Annotated in this window: 22 protein-coding genes and 1 tRNA gene; 9 read left to right on the top strand and 14 right to left on the bottom strand. The window is 71.7% G+C overall.

Features of this window, described 5'->3' with window-relative positions; all coding sequences use genetic code 11:
* Positions 1-146 precede the first annotated feature (146 nt).
* Positions 147-1127 carry a zinc-dependent alcohol dehydrogenase gene (locus FDO69_RS18980; protein ID WP_104781026.1) on the bottom strand — a complete coding sequence of 327 codons (981 nt, stop codon included), beginning with the start codon at positions 1125-1127 and terminating at the stop codon, positions 147-149.
* A 108-nt stretch (positions 1128-1235) separates the two neighbouring features.
* On the opposite strand from FDO69_RS18980, the gene FDO69_RS18975 reads away from it, so the two are divergent.
* Positions 1236-1997, top strand: coding sequence for a CDP-alcohol phosphatidyltransferase family protein (locus FDO69_RS18975; RefSeq protein ID WP_104781025.1), 762 nt, complete (start codon positions 1236-1238; stop codon positions 1995-1997).
* A 20-nt stretch (positions 1998-2017) separates the two neighbouring features.
* On the opposite strand, the gene FDO69_RS18970 is transcribed toward FDO69_RS18975, so the two are convergent.
* A complete protein-coding gene (locus FDO69_RS18970) occupies positions 2018-2398 on the bottom strand; it encodes a winged helix-turn-helix transcriptional regulator (protein ID WP_104781024.1) in 381 nt (126 codons plus the stop codon).
* 128 nt (positions 2399-2526) lie between these two features.
* Between FDO69_RS18970 and FDO69_RS18965 the strand changes: the two genes are divergently transcribed.
* Positions 2527-2928, top strand: a complete 402-nt coding sequence (locus FDO69_RS18965; protein ID WP_104781023.1) for a RidA family protein — start codon at positions 2527-2529, stop codon at positions 2926-2928.
* Positions 2929-2937: 9 nt separating this feature from the next.
* Here FDO69_RS18965 and FDO69_RS18960 read toward each other — a convergent pair whose 3' ends face one another.
* Positions 2938-4464, bottom strand: coding sequence for an ABC transporter substrate-binding protein (locus FDO69_RS18960; RefSeq protein ID WP_104781022.1), 1527 nt, complete (start codon positions 4462-4464; stop codon positions 2938-2940).
* Positions 4465-4573: 109 nt separating this feature from the next.
* Between FDO69_RS18960 and FDO69_RS18955 the strand changes: the two genes are divergently transcribed.
* Complete coding sequence (locus FDO69_RS18955) at positions 4574-5533, top strand: ATP-binding protein (RefSeq protein WP_104781021.1); 960 nt, start codon at positions 4574-4576, stop codon at positions 5531-5533.
* A 30-nt stretch (positions 5534-5563) separates the two neighbouring features.
* On the opposite strand, the gene FDO69_RS18950 is transcribed toward FDO69_RS18955, so the two are convergent.
* Positions 5564-6106: a hypothetical protein gene (locus FDO69_RS18950; protein ID WP_104781020.1), complete on the bottom strand. Its 543-nt coding sequence runs from the start codon at positions 6104-6106 to the stop codon at positions 5564-5566.
* Between the two features lie 168 nt (positions 6107-6274).
* Between FDO69_RS18950 and FDO69_RS18945 the strand changes: the two genes are divergently transcribed.
* From FDO69_RS18945 to FDO69_RS18935, 3 genes are read left to right on the top strand one after another with little or no spacing between them, the layout of a single operon-like run.
* Positions 6275-6949 carry an HD domain-containing protein gene (locus tag FDO69_RS18945; protein ID WP_104781019.1) on the top strand — a complete coding sequence of 225 codons (675 nt, stop codon included), beginning with the start codon at positions 6275-6277 and terminating at the stop codon, positions 6947-6949.
* 14 nt (positions 6950-6963) lie between these two features.
* Positions 6964-7299, top strand: coding sequence for a hypothetical protein (locus tag FDO69_RS18940; protein ID WP_234387992.1), 336 nt, complete (start codon positions 6964-6966; stop codon positions 7297-7299).
* Positions 7296-7520, top strand: a complete 225-nt coding sequence (locus FDO69_RS18935) for a hypothetical protein (protein ID WP_104781017.1) — start codon at positions 7296-7298, stop codon at positions 7518-7520. The genes FDO69_RS18940 and FDO69_RS18935 overlap by 4 nt, the downstream gene beginning before the upstream one ends.
* 324 nt (positions 7521-7844) lie before the next feature.
* Here FDO69_RS18935 and fusA read toward each other — a convergent pair whose 3' ends face one another.
* Positions 7845-9887 carry an elongation factor G gene (gene fusA / locus FDO69_RS18930; protein WP_104781016.1) on the bottom strand — a complete coding sequence of 681 codons (2043 nt, stop codon included), beginning with the start codon at positions 9885-9887 and terminating at the stop codon, positions 7845-7847.
* 399 nt (positions 9888-10286) lie between these two features.
* Between fusA and FDO69_RS18925 the strand changes: the two genes are divergently transcribed.
* Positions 10287-10502, top strand: a complete 216-nt coding sequence (locus FDO69_RS18925) for a hypothetical protein (protein ID WP_104781015.1) — start codon at positions 10287-10289, stop codon at positions 10500-10502.
* Between the two features lie 58 nt (positions 10503-10560).
* On the opposite strand, the gene FDO69_RS18920 is transcribed toward FDO69_RS18925, so the two are convergent.
* From FDO69_RS18920 to FDO69_RS18900, 5 genes are all read right to left on the bottom strand, one after another.
* The gene (locus FDO69_RS18920; protein ID WP_104781014.1) at positions 10561-11475 is read right to left on the bottom strand and encodes a YceI family protein; all 915 of its coding nucleotides are present in this window, start codon (positions 11473-11475) and stop codon (positions 10561-10563) included.
* A 139-nt stretch (positions 11476-11614) separates the two neighbouring features.
* Positions 11615-12457 carry an NmrA family NAD(P)-binding protein gene (locus FDO69_RS18915; RefSeq protein WP_104781013.1) on the bottom strand — a complete coding sequence of 281 codons (843 nt, stop codon included), beginning with the start codon at positions 12455-12457 and terminating at the stop codon, positions 11615-11617.
* 9 nt (positions 12458-12466) lie between these two features.
* Entirely contained in the window at positions 12467-13573 is a 1107-nt protein-coding gene (locus FDO69_RS18910) for a maleylacetate reductase (RefSeq protein WP_104781012.1), read from the bottom strand.
* Positions 13570-14439 carry an intradiol ring-cleavage dioxygenase gene (locus tag FDO69_RS18905; RefSeq protein WP_104781011.1) on the bottom strand — a complete coding sequence of 290 codons (870 nt, stop codon included), beginning with the start codon at positions 14437-14439 and terminating at the stop codon, positions 13570-13572. The genes FDO69_RS18910 and FDO69_RS18905 overlap by 4 nt, the downstream gene beginning before the upstream one ends.
* A 67-nt stretch (positions 14440-14506) precedes the next feature.
* On the bottom strand, positions 14507-16255 hold the full coding sequence (locus FDO69_RS18900) for an FAD-dependent oxidoreductase (protein ID WP_104781010.1): 1749 nt from the start codon (positions 16253-16255) through the stop codon (positions 14507-14509).
* 356 nt (positions 16256-16611) lie between these two features.
* Here FDO69_RS18900 and FDO69_RS18895 point away from each other — a divergent pair, with 356 nt between their 5' ends.
* Complete coding sequence (locus tag FDO69_RS18895; protein ID WP_104781009.1) at positions 16612-18333, top strand: sigma-54-dependent Fis family transcriptional regulator; 1722 nt, start codon at positions 16612-16614, stop codon at positions 18331-18333.
* 91 nt (positions 18334-18424) lie between these two features.
* On the opposite strand, the gene FDO69_RS18890 is transcribed toward FDO69_RS18895, so the two are convergent.
* Positions 18425-18509: transfer RNA gene (locus FDO69_RS18890), tRNA-Leu, on the bottom strand.
* Positions 18510-18651: 142 nt separating this feature from the next.
* Here FDO69_RS18890 and FDO69_RS18885 point away from each other — a divergent pair.
* Entirely contained in the window at positions 18652-19983 is a 1332-nt protein-coding gene (locus FDO69_RS18885; RefSeq protein WP_104781008.1) for a DUF2254 domain-containing protein, read from the top strand.
* 145 nt (positions 19984-20128) lie between these two features.
* On the opposite strand, the gene FDO69_RS18880 is transcribed toward FDO69_RS18885, so the two are convergent.
* The 3 genes from FDO69_RS18880 to sucC all read right to left on the bottom strand — a co-directional run bounded on the left by FDO69_RS18880 (position 20129) and on the right by sucC (position 24254).
* A complete protein-coding gene (locus FDO69_RS18880) occupies positions 20129-21670 on the bottom strand; it encodes an aldehyde dehydrogenase family protein (protein ID WP_104781007.1) in 1542 nt (513 codons plus the stop codon).
* 560 nt (positions 21671-22230) lie between these two features.
* On the bottom strand, positions 22231-23109 hold the full coding sequence (sucD, locus tag FDO69_RS18875) for a succinate--CoA ligase subunit alpha (protein ID WP_104781006.1): 879 nt from the start codon (positions 23107-23109) through the stop codon (positions 22231-22233).
* Between the two features lie 14 nt (positions 23110-23123).
* Positions 23124-24254, bottom strand: coding sequence for an ADP-forming succinate--CoA ligase subunit beta (sucC, locus tag FDO69_RS18870; RefSeq protein ID WP_104781005.1), 1131 nt, complete (start codon positions 24252-24254; stop codon positions 23124-23126).
* Positions 24255-24390 lie beyond the last annotated feature (136 nt).

Here is a 24390-nt window from a genome sequence, read left to right as displayed (position 1 = left end):
GTCTGTTCCCCGCTCTCGGTGCCGGGGATGCCGAGTAGTACGGCCCGTTGCCTTCCCCTGTTCAGCCTGTCGTACGTCTTTTCTCAGGTCAGGCGCTCTTGTCGTGGCCGACTTGTACCGGATGGAATGAATCGTCAGCCGATGCGTCAATCGCTCTCGTCGTAACGGACGCGTTGGCACAGTGCGGGAACCTCGCCGGAGACGAGCCGGGGCAGCACGTCCGGCAGGTCCTCGAAGGGGGACTCGCCGGTGATCAGGGCGTCGAGCGCGGGGTCGGCGAGCAGGTCGAGGGCGACGGCGAGCCGGTCGGCGTAGGTGCGGTTCGGGCGGGCCGGGGAGACGGTGCCGACCTGGCTGCTGCGGATGACGAGCCGGCGGGAGTGGAAGGCCTCACCGAGCGGGAGGCTGACCTGCCGGTCGCCGTACCAGCTGAGTTCGAGGACGGTCCCCTCGGCGGTGAGGAGTTCCAGGGAGCGGGCGAGGCCCTGTTCCGTGGCGCTGGCGTGCACGACCAGGTCGCGGTCGCCGTCGGCGTCCTCGGGGGTGGCGAAGCCGACGCCGAGTGCCTCGGCGATCTTCGCGCGGGACGGGTCGGCGTCGACCAGCTGGACGCGGACGCCGGGGAACCGGGCGAGCAGGGCGGCGACCGAGCAGCCGACCATGCCGCCGCCGACCACGGCGATCCGGTCGCCGACCAGGGGCGCGGCGTCCCAGAGGGCGTTGACGGCGGTCTCCACCGTCCCGGCGAGCACGGCCCGTTCGGCGGGCACGGTGTCCGGGACGGGGGTGACCGCGGTGGCCGGGACGACGTAGCGCGTCTGGTGCGGGTAGAGGCAGAACACGGTGCGGCCCTTCAGCGCCTCGGGCCCCTCCTCCACCACGCCGACGTTGAGGTAGCCGTACTTCACCGGACCGGGGAAGTCGCCCTCCTGGAAGGGCGCGCGCATGGCCGTGTGCTGGCTGACGGGCACCCCGCCGCGGAAGACGAGCGTCTCGGTGCCGCGGCTCACGCCGGAGAACAGCGTGCGGACCAGCACCTCGCCCTCACCGGGCGCCGGCAGGGCGACGTCCCTGATCGCACCTCGCCCGGGCGAGTCGATCCAGAACGCGCGTCCCGTGTGCTTCATCGAAGTCCTCCTGAACGATCGGGAAGCGGCTTGCGTACCGAGGGGTGCACAGGCCGCGCACAACGTAGCGGCCTTGATCGACTCTGTCACACGGCCGGAGGACGTTCGGTGGCCCTGAACAACACTTACGACGCGAGGCTCGTACAGCAGGAGACCGCCCTGGGGGCGGGCGTGCAGGTCCTGCTGCTGGCCCTGATCGGCACGGCGATCGGGATGGGGCCGGCGGGCTGGCTCAGCGGCCTCGCGTTCGCGATCGCCACCTGGGCTGTGCTCTCCCGGGCCCTGCACCGCTCCCGGCTGCGCTCCTTCGGCGCGGCGAACCGGGTCACTCTCGGCCGGGCCACCCTCGTAGGCGGGGTCACGGCCCTGGTCGCCGACTCCTTCCAGAGCTCACCGCCGGTGTCGCTGTTCGTCGGTCTGACGGCGGTGGCGCTGATCCTCGACGGCGTCGACGGCAAGGTCGCCCGCCGCACCGGTACCTCGACCCCGCTGGGCGCGCGTTTCGACATGGAGGTCGACGCCTTCCTGATCCTGGTGCTCAGCGTGTACGTGTCGATGCAACAGGGCCCGTGGGTCCTGCTGATCGGCGGCATGCGCTACGTCTTCGTCGCCGCGGCCAAGGTGTGGCCCTGGCTGACCGCCGCGCTCCCGCCGAGCACCGCCCGCAAGACCGTCGCCGCGCTGCAGGGTGTGCTGCTCCTCCTGGCGGGCGCCGATCTGCTGCCGTACGCGGCCAATTTCGGGGTCGCGGCCCTGGCTCTGGGCCTGCTGGTCTGGTCGTTCGGGCGGGACGTGCTGTGGCTGTACCGGACCTCCCGGGCCGAGGAGCAGGCCGCTCCCCGTCAGATGCGGGAACTGGTCGCGAGCTGACGCCCGGCAGGCCTCGCCGGTCAGGTGCCGAAGCGCCCTCGGGCCGCCTCGATGTGCGGGAGGTACTGGTGGGTCCAGCCGCAGATCGCGTCGACCGTGGCGCGCAGGGCGTGGCCCGGCTCGGTGAGCGTGTACTCGACCTTGGGCGGCACGGTGGGGTGCACCTTCCGGTCGACCAGGCCGTTGCGCTCCAGCATCCGCAGGTTCTGCGTGAGCATCTTGTGGCTGACGCCCTCGACCTCGTCGCGCAACACACTGAAGCGCAGGGTGCGTTCCCCGAGCGCCTCGATGATCAACAACGCCCACTTGTTGGCCACGTCGGAGAAGATCTCCCGGGCCAGGGAGTCCGCCCGCCGCAGGTCCGCGTTCTCGGGCAGGTCCCTCAACTGCTTGGTCACCATCTGGTTCCCCAGTCACCGAAAAGTGCGTTCTTCCAGGTCGGCGGTCACTCTCCTACGGTTTCCGAGTAACCGCAAGAGAGCACGGACCCGTTGCCCGACGTCCGTGCCCGACGGAAGGAACGCGCACCATGACCACGCTCGACCTCTACGACCACGGCATACCGGCCGAGGGCCACTTCGGCTACGCCCAGGCGATCAGGTCCGGTGACCTGGTCCACGTCTCCGGGCAGCTCTCGTTCGACGAGGCGGGCGCCTTCGACCCCGAGGACGACGTCGCCGCCCAGCTCGACCGGACCCACGTCAACCTCGACAAGGTCCTGGCCCACTACGCCGCCACCCGCAACCAGATCGTCTCCCAGACGCTGTACGTGGTGGACCTCGTGCGGAACTCCGACGTGGTCGCGCGGGCCAACCGGGCGTACTTCGGCCCCCACCGTCCGGTCAGCACGGCCCTCGGCGTCACCGAACTGACCTTCCCCGGGCAGCTCGTCGAGATCAGCTGCGTGATCGACACGAAGCTGCCCGCCTGAGCCGGCCCGTCAGCGACGCGTTCCGGCGCCCACCAGGGCCCGCTCGTACGGGTCGAGCAGGACGCCCCGGACCTTGGTGGAGACGCCGGCGACGATCTGCTGGTGGGCCAGCGGCACGACCGCGTCCGTGCCGAGGATCGCGGCCTCGGCGGCCATGGCGGCGCCCTGCCGCTCACCGGTGCCGTCGGTCCTGACGGCCTCGGCGACGGCCCGGTCGACCTTCTTGTCGCACAGTCGGGCCAGGTTGTAGCCGCCGTCGCAGGTGTAGTCGCTGCCGAGGACGCCGACGGGGTCGCCGGTGTCCAGGAGGCTGTTGCGGGCGCCGATGAACGCGTCGAACTTCCCGGCGAGCGCGTCGCTCTCCAGCCGTGAGTACTCGCGCACCTCCAGCTTCACCGTGAAGCCCGCCTTCTGCAGTTGCTGTTGCACGACCTGGGCGACCTCGGGGAGTTCGGGCCGGTTGTCGTAGGTGGCGAGGGTGATCGACGCACCGTCGGGCCGGGCGGCCTTCGCGCGTCCTGCCGGCTTCACGCGCTTGCTCTCGGCCCAGGTGACGGCGGGTCCGAAGATGCCGGCGCCGGGGTCGGCGTACCCCTCGAAGACGCCCTTGACGAGGGCGGAGGAGTCGATCGCCGTGCGGGCGGCGGCGCGCAGTGCCGGGTCCTTGAAGGGCCCGGTCCGCGTGTTGAGCTGCAGGCTGGTGGTCCGGGTGGTGCCGGCCTCCTTGAGGGTGGACTTGTCGAGTGTGGCGGCCTGGGCGACGGGGATCGCCTCGGCTATGTCGACGTCGCCGGTGCGGACGGCGTTGGCGCGGGCGGTGCCGTCCTTGACGAAGCGCGCGTCGACACCGGAGGCGTGGGCGAGGCCGCCCCAGTAGTCGTCGTAGCGGTCGAGCGTGGCGGAGCTGCCGCCGTTGACCTTGGTGATCTCGAAGGGTCCGGTGGCGGTGCCGACGGGGGTGGGGACACCCGGGCGCTCGCCCTCCTTCCCGTACGCCTCGGGGGAGAGGATCGCCAGACTCGGACCGGCCAGGCGCATGGGGAGGACGGGGTCGGGCTCGGCGGTGGTGATGCGGACGCCGCTGTCGCCGTCGGGCTCGGGGCTGAGGGTGACTCCGGCGAGGGCGGTGGGAGCGGGCCGGGCTTTCGTGGCGTGGGTGAGCGCGGCGGCCACGGCGGCGGGGGTGACCTCCGTGCCGTCCTGGAAGGTGGCCTCGCGCAGAGTGAACCGCCAGGTGCGGTCGTCCTCCCGGCGCCAGGACCGGGCGAGCGCGGGGGCCGCGGCGCCGTTGGCGTCCAGGGCGGTCAGCCCCTCGGTGACGCCGAGCCTGCTGAGCAGCGTGGCGTCGGCTCCGTACGGCGAGAAGTTCTCGGCGGGCGGGAAGGCGAGGGCGACGCGCAGCCGCGACTCCGAAGGCCCGCCCCCCGACGACGACTCCCCACCGGGAGAGACGAAACAGCCGGTCAGTCCCGGGAGAAGGACGAGGGGGACGAGAAACCGGATCCCACTCTTACTGCTGAAAATACGCACTTGCACATTCTATGCACCAAGGTGATTCCCGATTGGCTCACGGAATTTGACAGGGGCGACGATCACTCCCTAAACCTAGCCACATGACATCCATTTTCAACAAGGTGGGGCTGTCGTGAGGATCGCGTTCGTCGGCAAGGGCGGCAGCGGCAAGACCACCCTGTCCGCACTCTTCTCCCGCCACCTGTCGCGCTCCGGCGCCCCGGTCCTCGCCGTCGACGGCGACATCAACCAGCACCTGGCCGAGGCGCTGGGCGGCGAGGAGAAGTCCGCCCCTCCCCTGGGCCCACACCTGCCCGAGATCAAGGACTGCCTACGGGGCGACAATCCCCGCATCCCCTCCTCCGAGGCGATGATCAAAACGACCCCACCCGGCCGTGGGTCCCGTCTCCTGCGTCCGCTCGGCGACGACGAACTGCACACCCGGCACGTCGGCCGGGCGGGTGGCGTCCCTCTCATGGTGACGGGCGAGTTCGACGAGTCCGACCTGGGTGTTGCCTGCTACCACTCCAAGCTGGGCGCGGTGGAGCTGTATCTGAGCCACCTGCTGGACGGCCCCGGCGAGTACGTCGTGGTCGACATGACGGCGGGCGCGGACGCGTTCGCCTCGGGACTGTTCGCCCGTTTCGACATCACGTTCCTGGTCGCGGAACCCACCCGCAAGGGCGTCTCGGTCTACCGCCAGTACCGCGACCACGCGGAACAGTTCGGGATCCGCATCGCGGTCGTCGGCAACAAGGTGACCTGCGAGGACGACCTGCTCTTCCTCAAGGAGCAGGTGGGCGACGACCTGTTGACCCACCTGGTCCACTCCCCCTGGGTCCGCGCGGCGGAACAGGGCCGAGCAGGGTCCGGCCCGGACGCACTGGCGTCGCTGGAGCCGCACAACCGCCACGCCCTCACGGTCCTGCGCGACGCGGTCGACGCCGAGGTGCGCGACTGGGATCGGCTCCACCGTCACGCGGTGGAGTTCCACCTGCGCAACGTCCACGCCTGGGCGGACGCGCGTACGAGCCAGGATCTGGCGGCACAGGTGGATCCGGACTATGTGCCAGGGCCGACCGCCCTGGCCTGAGGCGCGCCACACCGTCCCCACCTCTTCGGGCTACTCGATCCCCGTGGCGTCGAGTAGCCGGACCACGTCCTTGCGCCCGTATCCGAGCAGTCGGGCGCGGTCGGCTGCCATCAGGACCAGGTGCGCGGCGATCTTCGCGGCGTATCCGTTCTTGCTGTCCGCGTCGAACCATTCCTGGGGTTTCTCGACGCCCAGGCTGTTCATCACCAGGCCGTGCTCTCGGCGGATTTCCGCGACGGTACCGGCGACCGCGTCCAGGAGCGTCTTTCCCGGCCGTTCGCATTCCAGGGCGAAGCACCCCCGGTCGACCGGCAGGCACCCCTCCGGCGGGCGCGCCCGCAGCCCCGCGTACCTTTCGTCCCCGAAGCCCGAGGCCCGGAACTCCTCGTGCACCAGGGAGAACCGATGGAAGCCGGGTGGCACCGGAGGCGGTGGCGGCGCGTACTCCCACCCGGCGTCCTCGTACAACTGGCGCTTCACCTCTTCTGCGTCGGCATGCGTCACGGTGAAGCCGTTGGCCTCGTTGCGCCCGGTCGTCGTGCCGTCGGGGTTGCGGTGGAAGTGCAGGCCCATGGTGTGCTCCCGTCTCCGTGCTGAGAATGGACGACAAGTCCCGTCACCAGCTCGAACGGCCCGCAGGCCAGGCAGGTGCCCGCTCCCCGAAGCACCATCCGATCGCGTGAAAAGGGCCGCTGCGGGAACTTCCGGCCCGGCCGGACGGACGGTTGTTACGCTCCCCCGATGAGGATTCCGGGCCCCACAGAGATCCGGGCGCTGCACGAGAAGTACGCGCCCACCACCGAGGCGTTCACCCTCGTCCACAGGCACTGCGAGATCGTCTGGGGAATCGCCGAGCAGCTCCTTTCGGCGCCCCACCTCGCCCACCTCGACGCGGAGCTGGTCCGCGCCGGCTGTCTCCTCCACGACATCGGCGTCTACCGCCTCTACGGCGCTGACGGACGGCTGGACCACCGGAACTACATCCGACACGGTCTGCTCGGTCACGAAATCCTCGAAGCGGAGGGCTTCCCCGAGACTCTCCGCCGCTTCTGCTCCCACCACACCGGAGTAGGACTCACGCGGCAGGACATCGTGAGCCAGCAACTGCCCCTCCCTCCCGCCGACTTTTTGGCGGTGACGGAGGAGGAGAGGCTGGTGATGTACGCGGACAAGTTCCACACGAAGTCCCGGCCGTCCGCGTTCCTCTCGCCCGACGAGTACGCCACCTACGTCCGCCGCTTCGGCGAGGACAAGGTGGCCGCCTTCGCAGCCCTCCGCACCGAGTTCGGCGACCCGGATCTCGACGGGTCTGAGCCGTGCGGCAGCGTGGCCGCAGACGCGAGGACGGCCCACGTCAAGACAGCATGGAAGTCGGGTCCGAACACGGCGAAGGGGCCGGCCCGTCACGTTCGTTGACCTACTGTGACCACATGACGACGAAGTCTCTTCCCCGCCTCACTCCTACGGGCACCTGCTGGTGCGGCTGCGCCAAGAAGGTCGGCCCCGGATCGTTCTTCGCTCCCGGCCACGACAAAGTGGCGGAAGCCGCACTGCTGGCGGCCGAGTACGGTTCCTCCGTCGCCCAGTTGCTGCACGGCCACGGATACGGGCCCGGACACTCGGTGAGCGCGCGTGCCGTTTCTGAGGGTGTGTGGCAGAAGTGCCCCACATGCGACTACGTCGGCGCACCGGCGAGCATCGCCAACCACACGAAGAAGTCGCACGCCGCAGCCACCGGCGAGCAGGCGCAGGGAGCGGAGCGTTGACCGAACCCGTCCGCAGCAGCCAGCGCGCCGACCTCGCAAGAGCCGTGCGCACGTACGGCGGCCACTGGGACACCGCCCGAAGCCTGCGCGCGCTGCGTGACGCCGGACACGAACCGCAGGACAAGCACACCCGCCGGATCCTCCGGGACCTCGCGAGCGATGGCCTGCTGGTGAAGGTGGAGGACAGGCCCGTCAAGTACCGTCCTGCTGACGCAGGTTGAGAAGGAGATAGGCCCACCCGGCCCGTCGCGGCGGCAGCGGCAGCGGCAGCGGCAGGTAAACACCTCCTCCCAGCGGGCACCCGAGTTGCGGGCGCCGGCCGACGGAACGGTGACGATCAACCCTTCCTGGACGGCCTGTTCCAAGAGCGCGTCATTAACGACACCGGGTCGCCGACGTCGGGGACATCGGCGGTGCCGTCGACGGTGGTGTCGTACCCATAGCCCGCAGAACGGGACGGGCCCCTCCCCTCGGGCGAAGAAGGGAGAGGCCAGAACGGGACGGGCCCCCCTTCGGGCGAGGAAGGGAGAGGCCCGTCCCGTGCGCTACCGCACCGGCGCCGCGACCTGCGCCGGCGCGTAGCCGGTGGGACGGGCCGTAAAAGTGCCGCGGCCCTGGGTGCGGCTGCGCAACCGGGTCGCGTAGCCGAACAGTTCGGCCAGCGGCACGCAAGCGGTGACGACGGCCGCACCGGCCCGCGTGACCGAACCGGTCACCCGGCCGCGCCGCGCGGCGAGATCGCCGAGCACACCGCCGACCGCGTCCTCGGGCACGGTGACCGTGACCTCGACGACCGGCTCCAGCAGGACCATCGCGCAGGCCCGCAGGGCGTCCCGGAGACCGAGCCGGCCGGCCGTGCGGAACGCCGTGTCCGAGGAGTCCTTCACATGGGTCGCCCCGTCGGTGAGCGTGACGCGCAGCCCGGTGACCGGGTGACCGCCGAGCGGCCCCTCGGCCAGGGCATCACGGCAGCCGGCCTCGACCGCCCGGACGTACTCCTGCGGCACCCGCCCGCCGACCACGGCCGAGCGGAACTCGAAGCCTCCCTCCTCGTACGGCTCCACGTCGAGGACGACATGGGCGAACTGCCCCGCCCCGCCGTCCTGTTTGACGTGCCGGTACACCAGACCGGACACGCCCCGGCCGACGGTCTCGCGGTAACTGACCTGGGGACGGCCGACGTTGACCTCCAGCCCCAGCTCGCGCCGGAGCTTCTCCACCGCCACCTCCAGGTGCAGTTCACCCATGCCGGACAGCACCGTCTGCCCGGTCTCCGGGTCGGTCCGCACGACCAGCGAGGGATCCTCGTCGGTCAGTCGCGCCAGCCCCGACGCGAGCCGGTCGGTGTCACCGGCCCGGCGGGACTCGATCGCGGCCGACACCACCGGCTCGGCCACACCGGGCGGTTCGAGTACGAGCGGCGCGTGCTGCGCGCACAGGGTCGAGCCGGCACGGGCGGACTTCAGCCCGATCACGGCGACGATGTCCCCGGCGACCGCCCGGTCCAGCGGGGCGTGCCGGTCGGCCTGGACGCGCAGGATCCGCCCGATCCGCTCGGTGCGCCGCGCGGTCGCGTCCCACAGGGTGTCTCCCTTCTCGATCGTGCCCGAGTAGACGCGCAGATAGGTCAGGCGTCCCGTCGGGGTGGCGTGCACCTTGAACGCCAGGGCGGCGGCCGGTGCCGCGGGATCGGCGGGCCGGGCCTGCTCCTCACCCTCGTGCGTGCCGCGGACCGGCGGCACGTCCAGGGGCGACGGCAGATAGGCGACGACGGCGTCCAGCAGCGGTTCGACACCGCGGTTGCGGTAGGCGGAGCCGCACAGCACGACCACGCCGTCACCGTCACGGGTCACCTCGCGCAACGCCGAGACGAGGGTCCGCTCGCCCAGCGCACCCGTGTCGCAGAACTCCTCCAGCGCGCCCGGGTGCAGTTCCGCCACGGCCTCCTCCAGCGACCGGCGGCGGGCGACGGCTTCGTCCCTCAGGCCGTCCGGCACCGGCGTCTCCTCGACGGAGCCGCCGTCGTCCCACAGCAGTGCGCGCATGCGCACCAGGTCGACGACGCCCGTGAAGGTGTCCTCCGCTCCGATCGGCAGCTGCGCGACCAGGGGCGCCGGGTGCAGTCGCTCACGGATCGACGTCACGGCGGCGTCGAGGTCGGCCCCGGTACGGTCCATCTTGTTGACGAACGCGATCCGCGGGACGCCGTACCGGTCGGCCTGCCGCCACACCGACTCGCTCTGCGGCTCCACCCCGGCGACCGCGTCGAACACGGCCACCGCCCCGTCGAGCACCCGCAGCGCACGCTCCACCTCGTCGGCGAAGTCGACGTGTCCGGGGGTGTCGATGAGGTTGATCCGGTGACCGTCCCAGGCGCAGCTGACCGAGGCGGCGAAGATGGTGATGCCACGGTCACGCTCCTGCGGGTCGAAGTCGGTGACGGTGGTGCCGTCGTGGACCTCGCCGCGCTTGTGGGTGGTGCCGGTGGCGAACAGGATCCGTTCGGTGACGGTGGTCTTGCCGGCGTCGACGTGGGCGAGGATGCCGAGGTTGCGGACGACGGCGAGCGGGTTGAGGTGGGTGCGCACGGCCCAGGGCCTTTCGATGCGATCAGAAAAGGGGCAGCGCGATTCCCGGGCGAAACAGACAGGAGCCTCCGGGACCTGACCTCACGTCAAGGACGTCGGTGGTCGCCGGGCGTTCGTCCCGGTCAGCCGGTGCCGCCGCGCAGCGGACACCGGGGCGACGAAGACACCAGGAGCACCTCGTGCTGCGGCAGGGAGACGGCGACAGCGGTGTGGTCACGCATGGCGGTCTCCCTTCGTTCGTCACATCGGTGCACCGCCGGGATCGTGGGCGGCGCGGGTATGGGGGTGAGTGTAGGGAGACCTGGGTGACGGGGCCAGGGATTATTCCGAGAGCTGGGGTGTCATGGGGACGGTACCCGCAGGCGCATACACATGGCCGCTTTCACCTTTCAATGACACTTGGGAGCGACGAACGGCGGGGAGGCCTCGTTCACCGCCTTCGAGAACGGGTCCCAGCCGCTGGAAGGCAGGCTCGCGCCAGGGGTGACAACCACGAAGAACGCCGACCATGTCCTGGAGACCGAGTACGGCAAGAAGGTCGTGGTGACCGTGCAGCGGAGCAACGAGGACTTCGACCTGGACTTCCCGGAGTTCAACGGCCAGATCACCGGCTGAGCCCGCCGCGTCGACAGAGTGCCGTCCCTGCCGACGCGACGGAAAGAACCAGGTCGACCTACTCCGGCGGAGTAGGCGTGTCGTGGGTGCGGTACATCGCCTGGACGTCGAGTTCCAGTTGGACGGTCGGGCCGACCACCGCGATGCCGCGGGCCAGCATCGAGCGCCAGTTGAGGGTGTAGTCCTCGCGGTGGAGTTCCGCCGTCGCCAGGGCCGCGCAGCGCAGTTCCTGGCCGTAGCCGCCGTTCACCGTGCCGAGGTACGTCGTGTCCAGGGACACCGAGCGGCTGACGCCGTGCATGGTGAGGGAGCCCTGGAGCGTCCACTTGGTGCCGCCGCGGTAGGCGAAGCGCGCGCTCGTGAAGTCGATGTACGGGAAACGCTCGACGTCGAGGAAGTCGGCGGACCGCAGGTGGTTGTCGCGGGTGGTGTTGCCCGTGGTGATGCTGGAGGCGTCGATCCTGACGTGCACGCGGGAGTCGGCCATGTCCGGGGCTATCCGGATGCCGCCTTCGAAGCGTTCGAAACGGCCGTGGACATGCGCCATGCCGACGTGCTTGGCGATGAACCGGATCGCCGTGTGCGGCGGGTCGAAGAGCCAGGTGCCGGGTGTCGGAAGCTGGAGCGCCTCGGCGGGTTGCAGCCAGACGCGCTCCGTGGCCGTCGGGGTGCCCGGGCCCGTCTCGATCGTCTCGCGGTGCGGCCGCAGGCCCTGCGCCGAGATGAGCAGGCTGTAGCGGCCGGGCGGCAGCGCCGCGAGGAAGTAGCCGTAGGGGTCGGTCGTGCCGCGGGCGGCGACGCGGTGGGTGTCCAGGGCGGTGACGGTGACGTCCGCGGCCGCCAGGGGCGAGCCCATCGGGTCGACGACCTCGCGGGCCACCGCGCCCGCGCCGTCGGGGAGGGGGAGGGCGAGGCCCGCCGCCGCGGCGGAGGTGTTCTTGAGCCACCGGCGCCGGAGCAGTGCGAGGGCCATGGTGGTCACCTTTCTTCGGGTGTGCGGCCGTGCGGTCGGCGATTTCCGCGCATGCCGACGGCCGCACCTTGCTGCGGTCACACCCCCTTGTCGATCTTGACGGACCGGATTCCGGTCCGGGTGTCTCAATACGAGACAGTCAGGACCGCTTCGTGAAGGCGTCCGCGTGTTCGGCCGCCCACCGGGTGAAGGTGCGCGCCGGGCGCCCGGTGACCTTCTCGACGGTGCCGGAGACCGTACGGCCGACTTCGGGAGTGTCTCCGTACGCCATGAGCAGGAAGCCGATGACGTCTTCCGGGAGACCCGCCGCCCGCCACTGTGCGATGGCCTGCTCCTCGGTCAGCTCGACCAGGGTGATCTCCCGGCCGACGGCCGCGGCGATCGTCTTCACCTTGTCGCCGACGGTGAGCACGTCGGGGCCGGTGATCACGTACTCCTGGCCGCCGTGCCCCTCCTCCGTGAGCGCGACCGCCGCGACGGCGCCGATGTCGCCCTCGTGGACCATGGCGCTCAGCCGGTCGACGAACGGCTCCCGCACCTCGCCCGAGGCCACGATCCCGTCCGCCCACTCCAGGGCGTTGGCCATGAACTCGACCGGCATGAGCACGGTCCAGTCCACGCCGCCCCCGGTGCGCCCCGCGTCCTCCAGCGGGGTAGGGCCGCCGCCGTGCAGCACGGTGACGCGACGGACACCGGCGGACTTGGCGAGTTCCAGGATCCGGGGGCCGGTCTCCAGCGGGCTGAAGGCGGCACCGCCGAAGGTGATCAGGTGGAGACCGGTGACGCCCTCCAGGGCCGGGGCCAGGCCGTCCGGCTCGGTCAGGTCGCCCTCGACGACCTCGACGCCTGCCGGGAAGGCGGCCTTCCCTGCGTCACGGGTGAGAGCACGCACCTCGTGCCCCCGGTCGAGCAGCTCGGCGACGACCTGACGGCCGACGGTTCCGGTGGCGCCGGTGACAAGGATCTTCTGCGTCTGAGTCATGCCACGACCCTAGGAAGGCTTGCGGTCACCTTCTGTCCGCGAGCCGGAGTCCGGCGGGCCCCCTTCGAACGCCGCGAGCAGTACGCCCCGTACCCCCTCTTCCGTCACCTCGCGCGGGTTGGCGTACGGCTCGCCCGCGGCCCGGGCCGCCGCGGGGGTGAGGTCCGCCTCCTTGAGGCCGAGTTCGGCGAGGGAGCGCGGTGCGCCGAGGCGGCCGGCCAGGTCCCACAGGGCGCGGGGCACGTCGTAAGTGCCGAGGGCGCGGCGCAGTACCGTCAACGCCTGCGGGGCGGCGGGGGCGTTGTGGGCGAGGGCATGCGGCAGGACGACGGTGTGGGTCTCGGCGTGGGGCAGGCCGTAGGTGCCGCCGAGGACGTGGCACAGCTTGTGGTGCAGGCCCATGGTCGTCGCGCCGAGGCATGCGCCGCACAGCCATGCCGCGTACAGCGCCCGGCTGCGCGCGTCGAGGTCCGCCGGGTCGCCGGCCAGCCACGGCAGCGCCTCGGCCATCGCGCGGACGCCCTCCTCGGCCATGACCGAGACCAGCGGTGAGACGTCCGGGGCGTACAGCGCCTCGACGGCGTGCGCGAGTGCGTTGATCCCGCTGGTCACGGTCAGTGGTACGGGCAGGGAGAGGGTGAGCCGCGGGTCGTAGACGACGCTGCGGGGCTGGACGACCGGATCGCGGCCGGTGCGTTTGGTGCCGTGCTCGGTCAGGCCCCAGACCGGCGTCATCTCGGAGCCCGAGTAGGTCGACGGTACGGCGATCAGCGGCAGTCCGGTGCGCAGCGCGATCGCCTTGCCGAGCCCGATCGCGGAGCCGCCGCCGACCGCGACGCAACCGTCCGCCCCGGCCGCCCGGACGGCCGCGACGGCCCGGTCGGCGTCCTCGACGGGCACGTGCATCCGTGCCTCGGCGTACAGCCCGGCGCAGCTGGCGCCGAGCGCGTCCGCGACGGCCCGTGCCATCTGCTCGCCCCGGCTGCCGGACACCACGAGCAGCCGCCTCAGGCCCAGGCGCGCCGCCTCGCCCGGGGTCGCGGTGACGGCCGCGCCGGGCCGGAAGACCACCCGGACGGGCCGGGTTTCGTAGCTGAAGTCGTCCCGGAACGTCATGCGGTCCGCTCCAGTACGAGGTCGAAGCGGGCGTGCCGGAAGGGGTTGTCCACGCCGAACTCCCGGGCCAGCGCCGGGTCGTCGGTCTGCGTGAAGTCCTGGACGAGACTCCGCTTCACGGCGAACACCGCGTCGGAGTCGAGGTAGTCGCCGCCGGCCACGAAGATGTGCGTGGTGACGGGCGTGTGGCCCTCGGCCGTGGCGATGAAGTGGATGTGCGCGGGGCGGTAGGGGTGCCGCCCGGTCGCGCGCAGCAGCCCGCCCACGGGGCCGTCGGTGGGGATGGGATACGCCGCCGGGACGCAGGTACGGAACCAGAAGCGGCCCTCGGCGTCGGCGGTGAACAGCCCTCGTCCGTTGCCCGCGGGCTGGACGCCGGGCTGCTGGACGTCGTAGAAGCCCTTGTCGTCGGCCTGCCAGACGTCGACGACGGCGCCGGGCAGCGGGGTGCCGTCGGCTGAGCGCACCCGGCCGCTGACGACGCACTTCTCGCCCCCGCCGACCAGGTCGATGTCGTCGCCGAGCGCGCGGACCGGCGACTCGGTCATGTGGAAGGGGCCCAGCACGGTCGACTCGGTGGCGCCCGCCGCGTGATCGCCGCTCAGCGTCTCCAGCAGCATGGACAGGCCCAGCACGTCCGACAGCAGGATGAACTCCTGCCGGATGTCGGTGCACATCTGCCCGGTCGCCGTCAGGAAGGCGATCGCTCGCTCCCACTCCTCCTGGGTGAGACGGGTCTCGCGGGCGAAGTCGTGCAGATGGCGGACGAGGCCGGTGAGCAGTTCACGCAGCCGGGGGTCGGTGGTCGCGTGCAGGCTGGCGAGGGCCTGCTCGGTGACGCCGGCCCTGGTCGCATCGGTGGTCATCCCGGCTCCTCGTCGTGGACGTCTGCTTCTTCCATGATGGCGCGCTCACCCGTGCCCGAGGACGCGCTCACCCGTGCCCGAGGATCTGCCGTAGCGCGTCCGCGAGCAGTTCCCCGGCGTCCGCAGCGGCGGCGGCGTGCCGGAAGGCGACGAAACCGTCCGGGCGGACGAGGAGGGCGCCCGCGTCGGAGGTCTCGCGCAGGCGTGCCCAGTCGCCGTAGGGATCCTCGTACTCCTGGCCGGGACCGATCACCACGGTGGCGATCTCGATGTCCTGGGCCGAGGCCGCCCGCACCCAGTCCTCGCCCCCGATGCCGGTCAGCAGGGTGAAACGGCCCCGGCCGACGGTGTCGAGGGTGGAGAGCATGCGGGTGCCGCGGGTGATCCAGGCGTGCGGGAGCCGGGCGCCGGGCCGGGTGGACGGCTGGTGGTGCAGTTCGGGGTCGCGGGTGAAGCCGGGGTCGGGCGTGCCGTCCGGGACGATCGCGGCGGAGTTCTCCGCGGGGTAACGCTGGTTGAGGTCGACGCCGTGTGCGTTGAACTCGTAGACCTTGAAGGCGATCGCCTCCCGCAGCTTCGCCCGTTGCTTCTCGGCGGCCTCGGTGGCGTCCTTGCGGGCGGCGATGTTGGCCCAGAGCCGCTCGGGGGTCTGCGGGGCGAGGCCGTCCAGCGCCTCGAAGACCGGGGCGGTCTCGCGGATGGACCGGTTGGCGCGGGTGACGATCTGGCGTCCGACCGGGGCGCGTTCGGCGGTGTAGCTGTCGAGCAGCCGGGGGTGGGCGGTGCCGTCGAGGACCAGCTTGAGCTTCCAGGCGAGGTTGTAGGCGTCCTGGATCGAGGTGTTGGAGCCGAGGCCGTTGGACGGCGGATGCCGGTGGACGGCATCACCGGCGCAGAAAACCCGGCCGTCGGCATACGTCTCGGCGTACATCTCGTTGACGGTCCACGCCGAGGACGACGTGACGGTCACGGGGATGTCGTCGTCGCCGACGAGCTTCCGGACGATCGACTCGGCGTACTCGGTCGTCAGGTCGGGGGCGCCGGCGCTCACGTCGTAGCCCCAGACGATCAGCCACTCGTTCCAGGGGCGCACGCAGCGCACCAGGCCCGCGCCGATGCCGCCGACCGTCGCGCCGGGGGCGAGGACCCAGTAGAGGGTGGACGGGCGGTGGGCGGTGTACTTGCTCAGGTCCGCCTCGAAGACGATGTTGATGCTGCCGGCCACGCCCATCCGGCCGCCCATCGGCAGCCCGGCGTCCGCGGCGACCTTCGACCGTCCGCCGTCGGCGCCGATCAGGTACTTGGCGCGGATCTCGTACGTGTCCCCGCGCAGCCGGTCGCGGACGGTGGCGGTGACGCCGTCGGGGTCCTGGGTGTGGGAGAGGTACTCGTTCTCGAAGCGGAGCCGGGTGCCGCGGGCGACGGCCGCGTTCACGAGGACCGGCTCCATGAGGTGCTGCGGCATGTCGCACATGCGGGTGGGGCTGGCGAGTTCGTGTTCGGCCTGCACGAGGGGGTCGTTGCCCCAGGAGCGCACCCGGCCCAGTTCCTCGCCCGCGAGGCTGGTGCAGAACGTCGTGTTGCCCATCAGGTGCTGCGGGGTGGCCTGGGCGACGACCTCCTGCTCGACGCCGAGGTCGCGCAGCACTTCCATGGTGCGCTGGTTGGTGATGTGTGCCCGTGGTGTGTCGGCAAGGCTCGCACAGCGGGTCACCACGATGTTGGGGACGCCGTAGGTGCTCAGGGCCAGCGCGGCCGAGGCACCGGCCGGGCCGCTGCCCACGATCAGGACGTCGGTCTCGACGGCGGTGGCCATGCGGCGCTCCTGCGAAGGGGGGTTGGGCGGCGGATGAAGAACGTGCATGATCATGGGGCGCTCCGGCGGGGCGCGGGTGTCTCATTACGAGACACCGCGTCGTAGACGAGGGGCGGCGTCGGGTCCCTGGTGAAAGACTCCGCGGAGCCGGCCAGGGCGGCGTCGGGTTCCTCGTGAAGAGACTGACTCCGCGGAGCCGGTGAAGAGCGGCATCGGGTCTCTCGTGAAGTGACCCTGGAGCCGACCAAGGGCGGCATCGAGGACCTGGTGAAGAGACTCCGCGGAGCCGGCGAAGAGCGACGTCGGGACCCGCAGTTGTTTCCTGTTAAACCGAACCCGTTACGGTGGGTCGTGCCGTGACCACCACCGACCCCTCCCCCGCAGCCACCGCCCGGCCCTCCCTGCGCCTCGCCCGCGAGCGGTTCCTGTCGGGGCGTCCGCTGCCCCGGGGCGTGCCGGAGGACGTCGTCGCGGCGTGGCGGCGAGCGCGGTTCTTCGGTGTGCCGCACGACTTGGCGGAGCCGGCGACCCGCCCCCCGCTCGCCGTGGAGCCGGCGCTGCTCGGCGCCGCCCGGCCGGTGCTCGACCGGATCGTCCCGGTGCTGGGCGCGGACGGGGCGCTGCTGGTGCTGACCGACGAGCGGCTGCGCGTGCTGTGGACGGCGGGCAGCGTACCGGGGTACGGCGCGTGCCCCGTCCTGTCGGAGCAGGAGGTCGGCAACAACAGTGCGGCGCTCGCCGTGCGGGTCCGGAGCCGGGCCGAGGTGCACGGCCCCGAGCACTTCCTCGACCGGTGGCAGGACGTGTCCGCGGTCAGCGTCCCGGTGCTCGGGCCGGAGAGCGGGCAGGTGCTGGGCACCGTGTCCGTCGTGACACGGCTGTGTACCGCGGGAGCGCCGCACCCGCAGGCGGCCTTCGCCGAGGCGACGGTCGCGGCGATCGAGACGGAGCTGCGGGTACGTGCGGGGTGGGACGAGCGGGTGCTGCTGGACGCCTATGTGCGGGCGGCGCGGGGACCGGACCGGGCCGTGGCGGCACTCGACGGCCGCAACCGGCTGGTCAGCGAGGCGGCGCAGCGGCTGCTGACACCCGAGGTGCTCGGGGTGCTGGAGCGTACGGCGGCCGGCGCGCGGGACACGGACGTCACGGGCTTCGCGGAGTTGCCGGAGGGAGCCGGGTGCACCGCGCGCGTCACTCCGGTGCGTCAGGACGGCAGGACCATCGGGATCGTGGCCGCCCTGGAACCGCTCGAGGATCCGGCGCCCAGGGCCTCGGCCTCGGTCTCGTCCCCGCCGGTCACCCTGACCGGCTCCTCGGTCCCCTGGCGGCACACCATCGGACATGCCGTCGAACTGGCCCGGTCCCGGAAGCCCCTGCTGCTCACCGGTGAGCGCGGTACGGGCAAGTCCGCCCTGGCACGGGAGCTGTTCGGGCCGGGCCCCGTCCAGGTCGCCGACGCGGCGCGGGACACCGGCCTCGACCAGGCCCTGCCCGCGTGGCGCTCCGGGCGCCCCCTCCTGCTCCGGCACGCCGAGCGCCTGGCGCAGCCCGGCGTGGCGGCGCTCAACTCCCTGCTCGACCAGCACCCGGACATCCGGCTGCTGGTCACCTACACACCCGGCGCGCCCGCCGGCCCCTGCCTGCAGCGCCTGCTGGACAAACTGTCCGCCCGCTCGGTGACCCTGCCGCCGCTACGGGAACGCGCCGAGGACATACGGGAGCTCCTGCCGGCCCTCACTCCCCGCCCGGCGCCCGGGCAACCGCCGCTGACCTGGACCCTGGACGCCCTGCATGCGCTGGAGCGGTACCCGTGGCCCGGCAACGTCACCGAGCTGGCCCATGTCGTACGGGCCCTCGCCGAGCACCGGAGGATGTCCGGGCCGGTCCGCCGGGCGGAGCTGCCGGACGCCGTCCGGGAAGGACCGGCCGCTCGTCCGCTCAGCCCGATGGAGCATGCCGAGCGGGCCGCGATCCTGGAGGCGCTGCGCCGCCACGGGGGCAACAAGGCCCGCGCGGCGGCGGCGCTGGGGATCGGCCGGGCGACGCTCTACCGCAAGCTGCGGGGCTACCGACGCTGATCCCCGGCGATGAGGGTGATGCACAACAGCTCGCCTGACGCACAACAGCTCGGGCGGGTCGAGAAGATCTCGACCCGCCCGAGCTGGTCTGTGTCCGAGGGGGGACTTGAACCCCCACGCCCGATAAAGGGCACTAGCACCTCAAGCTAGCGCGTCTGCCATTCCGCCACCCGGACCAGGTGCCCGCCGCCGTGCCAGGGGTGTTCCCCGCGGCGACATGGACAACCATACCAAGCTTTCGGAGTGCCTTTCACCTGCGTTTCCGTGCGCCTGGCGGGGGTCCGGGACCTCGCGCACCGATCCCTCTAGGGTCACACCATGAGTGACTGGATGGTTACGCAGAGCCCTTCGCCCGGGCGTCGCCCGCGTGCGCTGTCGCCGCTCAGGGAGCATCTGCGGGACACGTTCTGGTTCGCCCCCACCGCGGCGATGGTCGGTGTCTTCGTGGTCTGGCTCGGTGCGGAGGCGCTCGACACCACCATCGTCGACGCGCTCCAGCAGGACCGTGACTACGAGACGCTCGGCGAGCTGCTGCGGTTCGCGGAGGACGCGAAGGCCGTGGTGAGCGCGGTCGGCTCGGCGATGATGACCTTCATCGGTGTGGTCTTCAGCATCTCGCTGGTGGCCGTGCAGATGGCGAGCGGGCAGTTCACCCCGCGCGTGGTGCGGCTCTTCGTGCGCAGCCGGATCACCAAGGCGACCTTCGCGGTCTTCCTGTCGACCTTCGTGCTGACCCTGCTGGTCCTGACGAGCTTCGACACCGTCGACGATCCCCGGGCCGTCACGACGGTGCCTCTGGTGCAGTCGGTCCTCACCCTCTGCATGGTCGCCCTGAGCCTCCTGCTCTTCGTGCTGTACGTGAACGCCACCCTGCGGCTGATGCGGATCAGCCATGTGATCGCGCGGATCGCCTCGGAGTCGTTCCGGGTGGTCGCGTCGATGCCCGTGCCGGTGGGCGGGCAGGACACTGCGGGCCTCGGCGGCGAGACCGCGTGGGTGCCGCACGAGGGCCGGGCGGGAGTGCTGCGGGACGTGCACATCGCACGCTTGGTGCGGGTGGCGCGCAAACACGGGGTCGTGCTGCGGCTGCTCCCGCGGATCGGGGACTTCGTGGTACCCGGGATGCCCGTACTGGCGGTGCACGGCGGGCCGGTCCCGCCGCGCAGGGCGCTGCGCTACGCGATCTCGGTGGGAGTGGAGCGGACCTACCACCAGGATCTCGGTTTCGGACTGCGGCAGTTGTCCGACATCGCACTGCGCGCCCTGTCCCCCGCGATCAACGATCCGACGACCGCCGTCCAGGCGCTGGACCGCGTCGTCCAGTTCCTGGCCGCACTGAGCCGGCGCCCGCTGGACGCCGCCCTGCACCGGGACCGGGCCGGTGCGGTGCGGCTGGTGCAGCCCGTACCCGGCTGGACCGAGCTGGTGGACCTCGGGTTCACCGAGACACGGGGGTGCGCCATCGGCAGCCCGCAGATCTCCCGGCGCATGCTGGCCGGTCTCGACGACCTGCTCCTGCTCGCGCCGCCGGAGCGCCGCGAGCCGCTGCTGCGCCATCGCGAACTGCTCCGGCAGGCGGTCGATCGCGCCGCGGCGACTCCGCCGGACCGGGACTTCGCCCTGCGCCCGGACCGGCAGGGCATCGGCTGAACGACCTCTCGAAGCGCCGGGCCGCGCCACGTCGGGCCGCACCCACATGCAGGCCCCCTGCCGGCCGTCGCAGCGCTTCGGCGTCCGACGCCGGCCCCCTCATCGCGAACCCCGCGGGGACCGGCGTCGGACGCGCCCCCCTGGGTCAGGGCAGCAGCTGGTACTCCGGGAAGTTGCCCGGCAGCCGCTCCCCCTGCGGTCCTCGTGTCACCGCCCGCACGAGCAGGTCGCCGCCGACGAACGCGCCGCGCCAGGACGCGCCGAGCCCGCCGAACAGTTCGTCGCGATCGCCCCGGGAGCGGGGCGTGCCGTGGCCGACCTTGAACGCGCGGATGTGCGGGGCGAGCCGCTCGTACGTCGCCCGGTCGTCGGTGGACAGCGTGGCGACCAGCGCGCCGTTGGAGGCGTTCATCGCGGCCAGCAGCTCCGCCTCGGTATCGACCAGGACGATCGTGTCGACCGGGCCGAAAGGCTCCGCGTGGTGCAGTGGAGAGGACGAGGGCGGGTTGAGGAGCGTGACCGGCTGGACGTAGGCGGAGGTGTCCTGGCCGGGCAGAAAGCGGGCGTCGTCGGGCGTGGCCCGGTGCAGCGGCACGGCGCCGCGTTCGATCGCCACGGCGACCTGGTCCTGCAGCTCCTTCGCCTTGGCCGCGTTGATCACCGGCCCGAAGTCCAGCTCCGGATACGGGTCGTCAGACTGCTCCACGGCGAGCGGATGCCCGACCCTGAGTGTGCGCACCGCCGGGAGGTACGCCGCCAGGAACGCGTCGAACAGGTGCCGCTGGACGACGAAGCGCGGGTACGCCGTGCAGCGCTGCTTGCCGTAGTCGAAGAGCTTGGGGATCACCGCGGCGAAGGTGTCCCAGTCCGAGTGGTTCCAAAAGCCCCAGGTGTTGAGTCCCTCCTGTTCGAGTACGTGTCGTTTGCCGAGGTCGGCGACGGCTGTGGCCACGGCTGCGCCGGTGTCGCGGCCGCCGACGAAGGAGACGCAGCCGATCTCGGGCGCTCGCACCAGCGCCTCGGACAGCTGGCCTCCGCTGCCGCTGACGAGGGTCACGGGAACTCCCTCGCGGGCGGCGAGGGCACAGGCCAGGGTCAGGCAGGCGACACCGCCGTCGGTCGGGGTCTTGGCGATGACCGCGTTGCCTGCCAGTGCCTGGACCAGCATTGCGTGAACGAGCACGCTCATCGGGTAGTTCCAGCTGGCGATGTTGGACACCGGGCCGTCCAGCGGGGAGCGGCCGGCGAGCATCGGTTCGACGCCGTCGACGTACCAGCGGACCCCGTCGATGGCCCGGTCGACGTCCGCCTGTGCGAGGCGCCAGGGCTTGCCGATCTCCCAGACGAGCAGGAGGGCGAGCAGCGTGCGGTGTTCGGTGAGGGCGTCGAGGGTGGCCGCGACCCGGGCCCTGCGCTCCTCCAGGGGGAGGTGCCGCCAGGCGCGGTGCTGGTCGAGTGCGGCGCACACGGCCCGGTGGGCGGTGGTTCCGTCCAGGCGGGGCGGGCCTGCGACAGGGCTGCCGTCGACCGGGCTGACGGCGGGCAGGACCCGTCCGTCCTCCTGCCAAGCGCCGTTCCAGAGGTTGAGGACCCGGTCGTCACGGAAGGCCTCGGGAGCGACAGCGAGGCAGCGCTGCCACGCGTCGGGCCAGGACGTGCCGGTCTTGAGGGTGAGGGTGGGTGCCATGGGATTGCTCCGCTCTCGGTGCACAGTCGGGGGCGGGGAAGGGCGGTGGTGGGCCAGGTGTCGGCCTTGGCGTCGCGTGAGCGCGATCGTGGACCGGCCGGCGGCCCACGCGCCGCGCGAGCTCGGCGGTACCAGCCCTCCGTCGCCCGAGGGCGATCGTGGACCGGCCGGCGGCCTACGCGCCGCGCAAGCTCGGCGGTACCAGCCCTCCGTCGCGTGAGCGCGCTCGTGGACCGGCCGGCGGCCCACGCGCCGCGCAAGCTCGGCGGTACCAGCCCTCCGTCGCCCGAGGGCGATCGTGGACCGGCCGGCGGCCTACGCGCCGCGCAAGCTCGGCGGTACCAGCCCTCCGTCGCGTGAGCGCGATCGTGGACCGGCCGGCGGCCCACGCGCCGCGCGAGCTCGGCGGTACCAGCCCTCCGTCGCCCGAGGGCGATCGTGGACCGGCCGGCGGCCTACGCGCCGCGCAAGCTCGGCGGTACCAGCCCTCCGTCGCGTGAGCGCGATCGTGGACCGGCCGGCGGCCTACGCGCCGCGTGAGCGCGACGGTGGAGCGGCCGTCAGCGCTCGAGTCGCGCGAGCACCAGCTTCGCCGTCTCGGTCGGCGTGCTGCCCACGCTCACTCCGACCGCCTCCAAAGCCTCCTTCTTCGCGGCGGCCGTGCCGGAGGAGCCGGACACGATCGCCCCCGCGTGCCCCATCGTCTTGCCCTCGGGCGCGGTGAATCCGGCGATGTAGCCGACGACGGGCTTGGTGACGTGCTCGCGGATGTAGGCCGCCGCGCGCTCCTCCGCGTCGCCGCCGATCTCGCCGATGAGGACGATCAGTTCGGTGTCGGGGTCGTCCTGGAAGGCGGCGAGGCAGTCGATGTGCGTGGTGCCGACGACGGGGTCGCCGCCGATGCCGACGCAGGTGGAGAAGCCGATGTCGCGCAGCTCGTACATGAGCTGGTAGGTCAGCGTGCCCGACTTGGAGACCAGGCCGATGCGGCCCGGCTTGGTGATGTCGGACGGGATGATGCCCGCGTTGGACTGGCCGGGCGTGATGAGGCCCGGGCAGTTGGGGCCGACGATGCGGGTGCCCTTGTCCTTGGCGTACGCGGTGAAGGCGACGGAGTCGTGGACGGGGATGCCCTCGGTGATGACGACGGCGAGGCCGATGCCGGCGTCGGCGGCTTCGACGACGGCCGCCTTGGCGAAGGAGGGCGGGACGAAGACGACGGTGACGTCCGCTCCGGTGGCGCGCATGCCGTCGGCGACGGAGCCGAAGACCGGCACGGCTCGGTCGTCGAAGTCGACGGTGCGGCCGGCCTTGCGCGGGTTGACGCCGCCGACGACGTTCGTGCCGGCCGCGAGCATGCGCCGGGTGTGCTTCATGCCCTCGCCGCCGGTCATGCCCTGGACGAGGACCTTGCTCTCCTTGGTGAGGTAGATGGCCATGGCGTTCCCTCTCCTCAGGCCGTGGTGGCGAGTTCGGCGGCACGGGCGGCGGCGCCGTCCATGGTGGTGACCTGCTGGACCAGCGGATGCGCGTGCTCGTCGAGGATGGCCCGGCCCCGGGCCGCGTTGTTGCCGTCCAGCCGGACGACCAGCGGCTTGGTCAACCGCACGGATTCCAGGGCCTGCACGATGCCGTCGGCGACCGCGTCGCAGGCGGTGATCCCGCCGAAGACGTTGACGAAGACGGATTTCACGGCCGGGTCGGAGAGGATGACCGACAAGCCGTCCGCCATGACCCGGGCGCTAGCTCCGCCACCGATGTCGAGGAAGTTGGCCGGTCGCGCGCCGCATCCCGCGACCACGTCCAGGGTCGACATGACGAGACCGGCGCCGTTGCCGATGATGCCGACCTCGCCGTCCAGCTTGACGTAGTTGAGGCCCTTCGCGGCGGCGGCCGCCTCCAGCGCGTCGTCGTGTTCCGCGTCGTCCGCGCCCCAGCGTGCCTGACGGAAACGGGCGTTGTCGTCAAGAGTGACCTTGCCGTCGAGGGCCAAGATCCGGCCCTCCTTCGTGCGCACCAGGGGATTGACTTCGACGAGCAGGGCGTCCTCGCGGACCAGGACCTCCCACAGCCGTACGAGGACGTCCACGGCCTGCTGCGGCAGCCCGGCCGCCTCGGCGATCTCGCCCGCCTTCGCGGTGGTGACTCCCTCGGCGGGGTCGATGGGGACACGCGCCACGGCCTCGGGACGGGTGGCGGCGACCTCCTCGATCTCCATGCCGCCTTCCGCGGAGGCGATCGCGAGGAAGCGGCCCGCCGCGCGGTCGAGTACGTAGGACACGTAGAACTCGGCCTCGATGTCCACCGGTTGGGCCAGCATGACCGTGCCGACCGTGTGTCCCTTGATGTCCATGCCAAGGATCTGACGTGCGGTCAGCTCGGCGGCGGCCGGGTCGGCGGCGATCCTCACACCGCCGGCCTTGCCGCGCCCACCGGTCTTCACCTGGGCTTTCACCACGACCCGGCCGCCGAGCCGACGCGCGATCTCGCGCGCCGTCCTGGGCGAGTCGGTCACCTCGGCTCGTGGCACCAAGATGCCGTGTTCTTCGAAGAGTTCTCTTGCCTGGTGTTCGTACAGGTCCATTTCGGCTCCTGACTGAAAATGCCGCACGCCCCCTGGACACCACCCACCGGATGCGGGATAACAAGCTTCATACAGTATTCGTCGACTGTATGCAATGTACCGCGAGCCGCTCCAACCCCCTACGAAGGGACAGGAC

The organism is Streptomyces tibetensis, assembly GCF_007655005.1.
Taxonomy (GTDB): Bacteria; Actinomycetota; Actinomycetes; order Streptomycetales; family Streptomycetaceae; genus Streptomyces; species Streptomyces tibetensis.
Note: the sequence above shows the minus strand (reverse complement) of the source record. Positions and strands in the feature narration are given on the sequence as shown.

Bases quoted from the DNA above. Each gene is read 5' to 3' on its own strand.
- sucD (WP_104781006.1), bottom strand. From the start codon at position 23,109: ATGGCCATCTACCTCACCAAGGAGAGCAAGGTCCTCGTCCAGGGCATG.
- FDO69_RS18920 (WP_104781014.1), bottom strand. From the start codon at position 11,475: ATGGCCCTCGCACTGCTCCGGCGCCGGTGGCTCAAGAACACCTCCGCC.
- FDO69_RS18945 (WP_104781019.1), top strand. From the start codon at position 6,275: ATGAGGATTCCGGGCCCCACAGAGATCCGGGCGCTGCACGAGAAGTAC.
- FDO69_RS18970 (WP_104781024.1), bottom strand. From the start codon at position 2,398: ATGGTGACCAAGCAGTTGAGGGACCTGCCCGAGAACGCGGACCTGCGG.
- FDO69_RS18905 (WP_104781011.1), bottom strand. From the start codon at position 14,439: ATGACCACCGATGCGACCAGGGCCGGCGTCACCGAGCAGGCCCTCGCC.
- FDO69_RS18940 (WP_234387992.1), top strand. From the start codon at position 6,964: ATGACGACGAAGTCTCTTCCCCGCCTCACTCCTACGGGCACCTGCTGG.
- sucC (WP_104781005.1), bottom strand. From the start codon at position 24,254: ATGGACCTGTACGAACACCAGGCAAGAGAACTCTTCGAAGAACACGGC.
- FDO69_RS18910 (WP_104781012.1), bottom strand. From the start codon at position 13,573: ATGACGTTCCGGGACGACTTCAGCTACGAAACCCGGCCCGTCCGGGTG.
- FDO69_RS18950 (WP_104781020.1), bottom strand. From the start codon at position 6,106: ATGGGCCTGCACTTCCACCGCAACCCCGACGGCACGACGACCGGGCGC.
- FDO69_RS18880 (WP_104781007.1), bottom strand. From the start codon at position 21,670: ATGGCACCCACCCTCACCCTCAAGACCGGCACGTCCTGGCCCGACGCG.
- FDO69_RS18965 (WP_104781023.1), top strand. From the start codon at position 2,527: ATGACCACGCTCGACCTCTACGACCACGGCATACCGGCCGAGGGCCAC.
- FDO69_RS18900 (WP_104781010.1), bottom strand. From the start codon at position 16,255: ATGGCCACCGCCGTCGAGACCGACGTCCTGATCGTGGGCAGCGGCCCG.
- FDO69_RS18980 (WP_104781026.1), bottom strand. From the start codon at position 1,127: ATGAAGCACACGGGACGCGCGTTCTGGATCGACTCGCCCGGGCGAGGT.
- FDO69_RS18885 (WP_104781008.1), top strand. From the start codon at position 18,652: ATGAGTGACTGGATGGTTACGCAGAGCCCTTCGCCCGGGCGTCGCCCG.
- FDO69_RS18915 (WP_104781013.1), bottom strand. From the start codon at position 12,457: ATGACTCAGACGCAGAAGATCCTTGTCACCGGCGCCACCGGAACCGTC.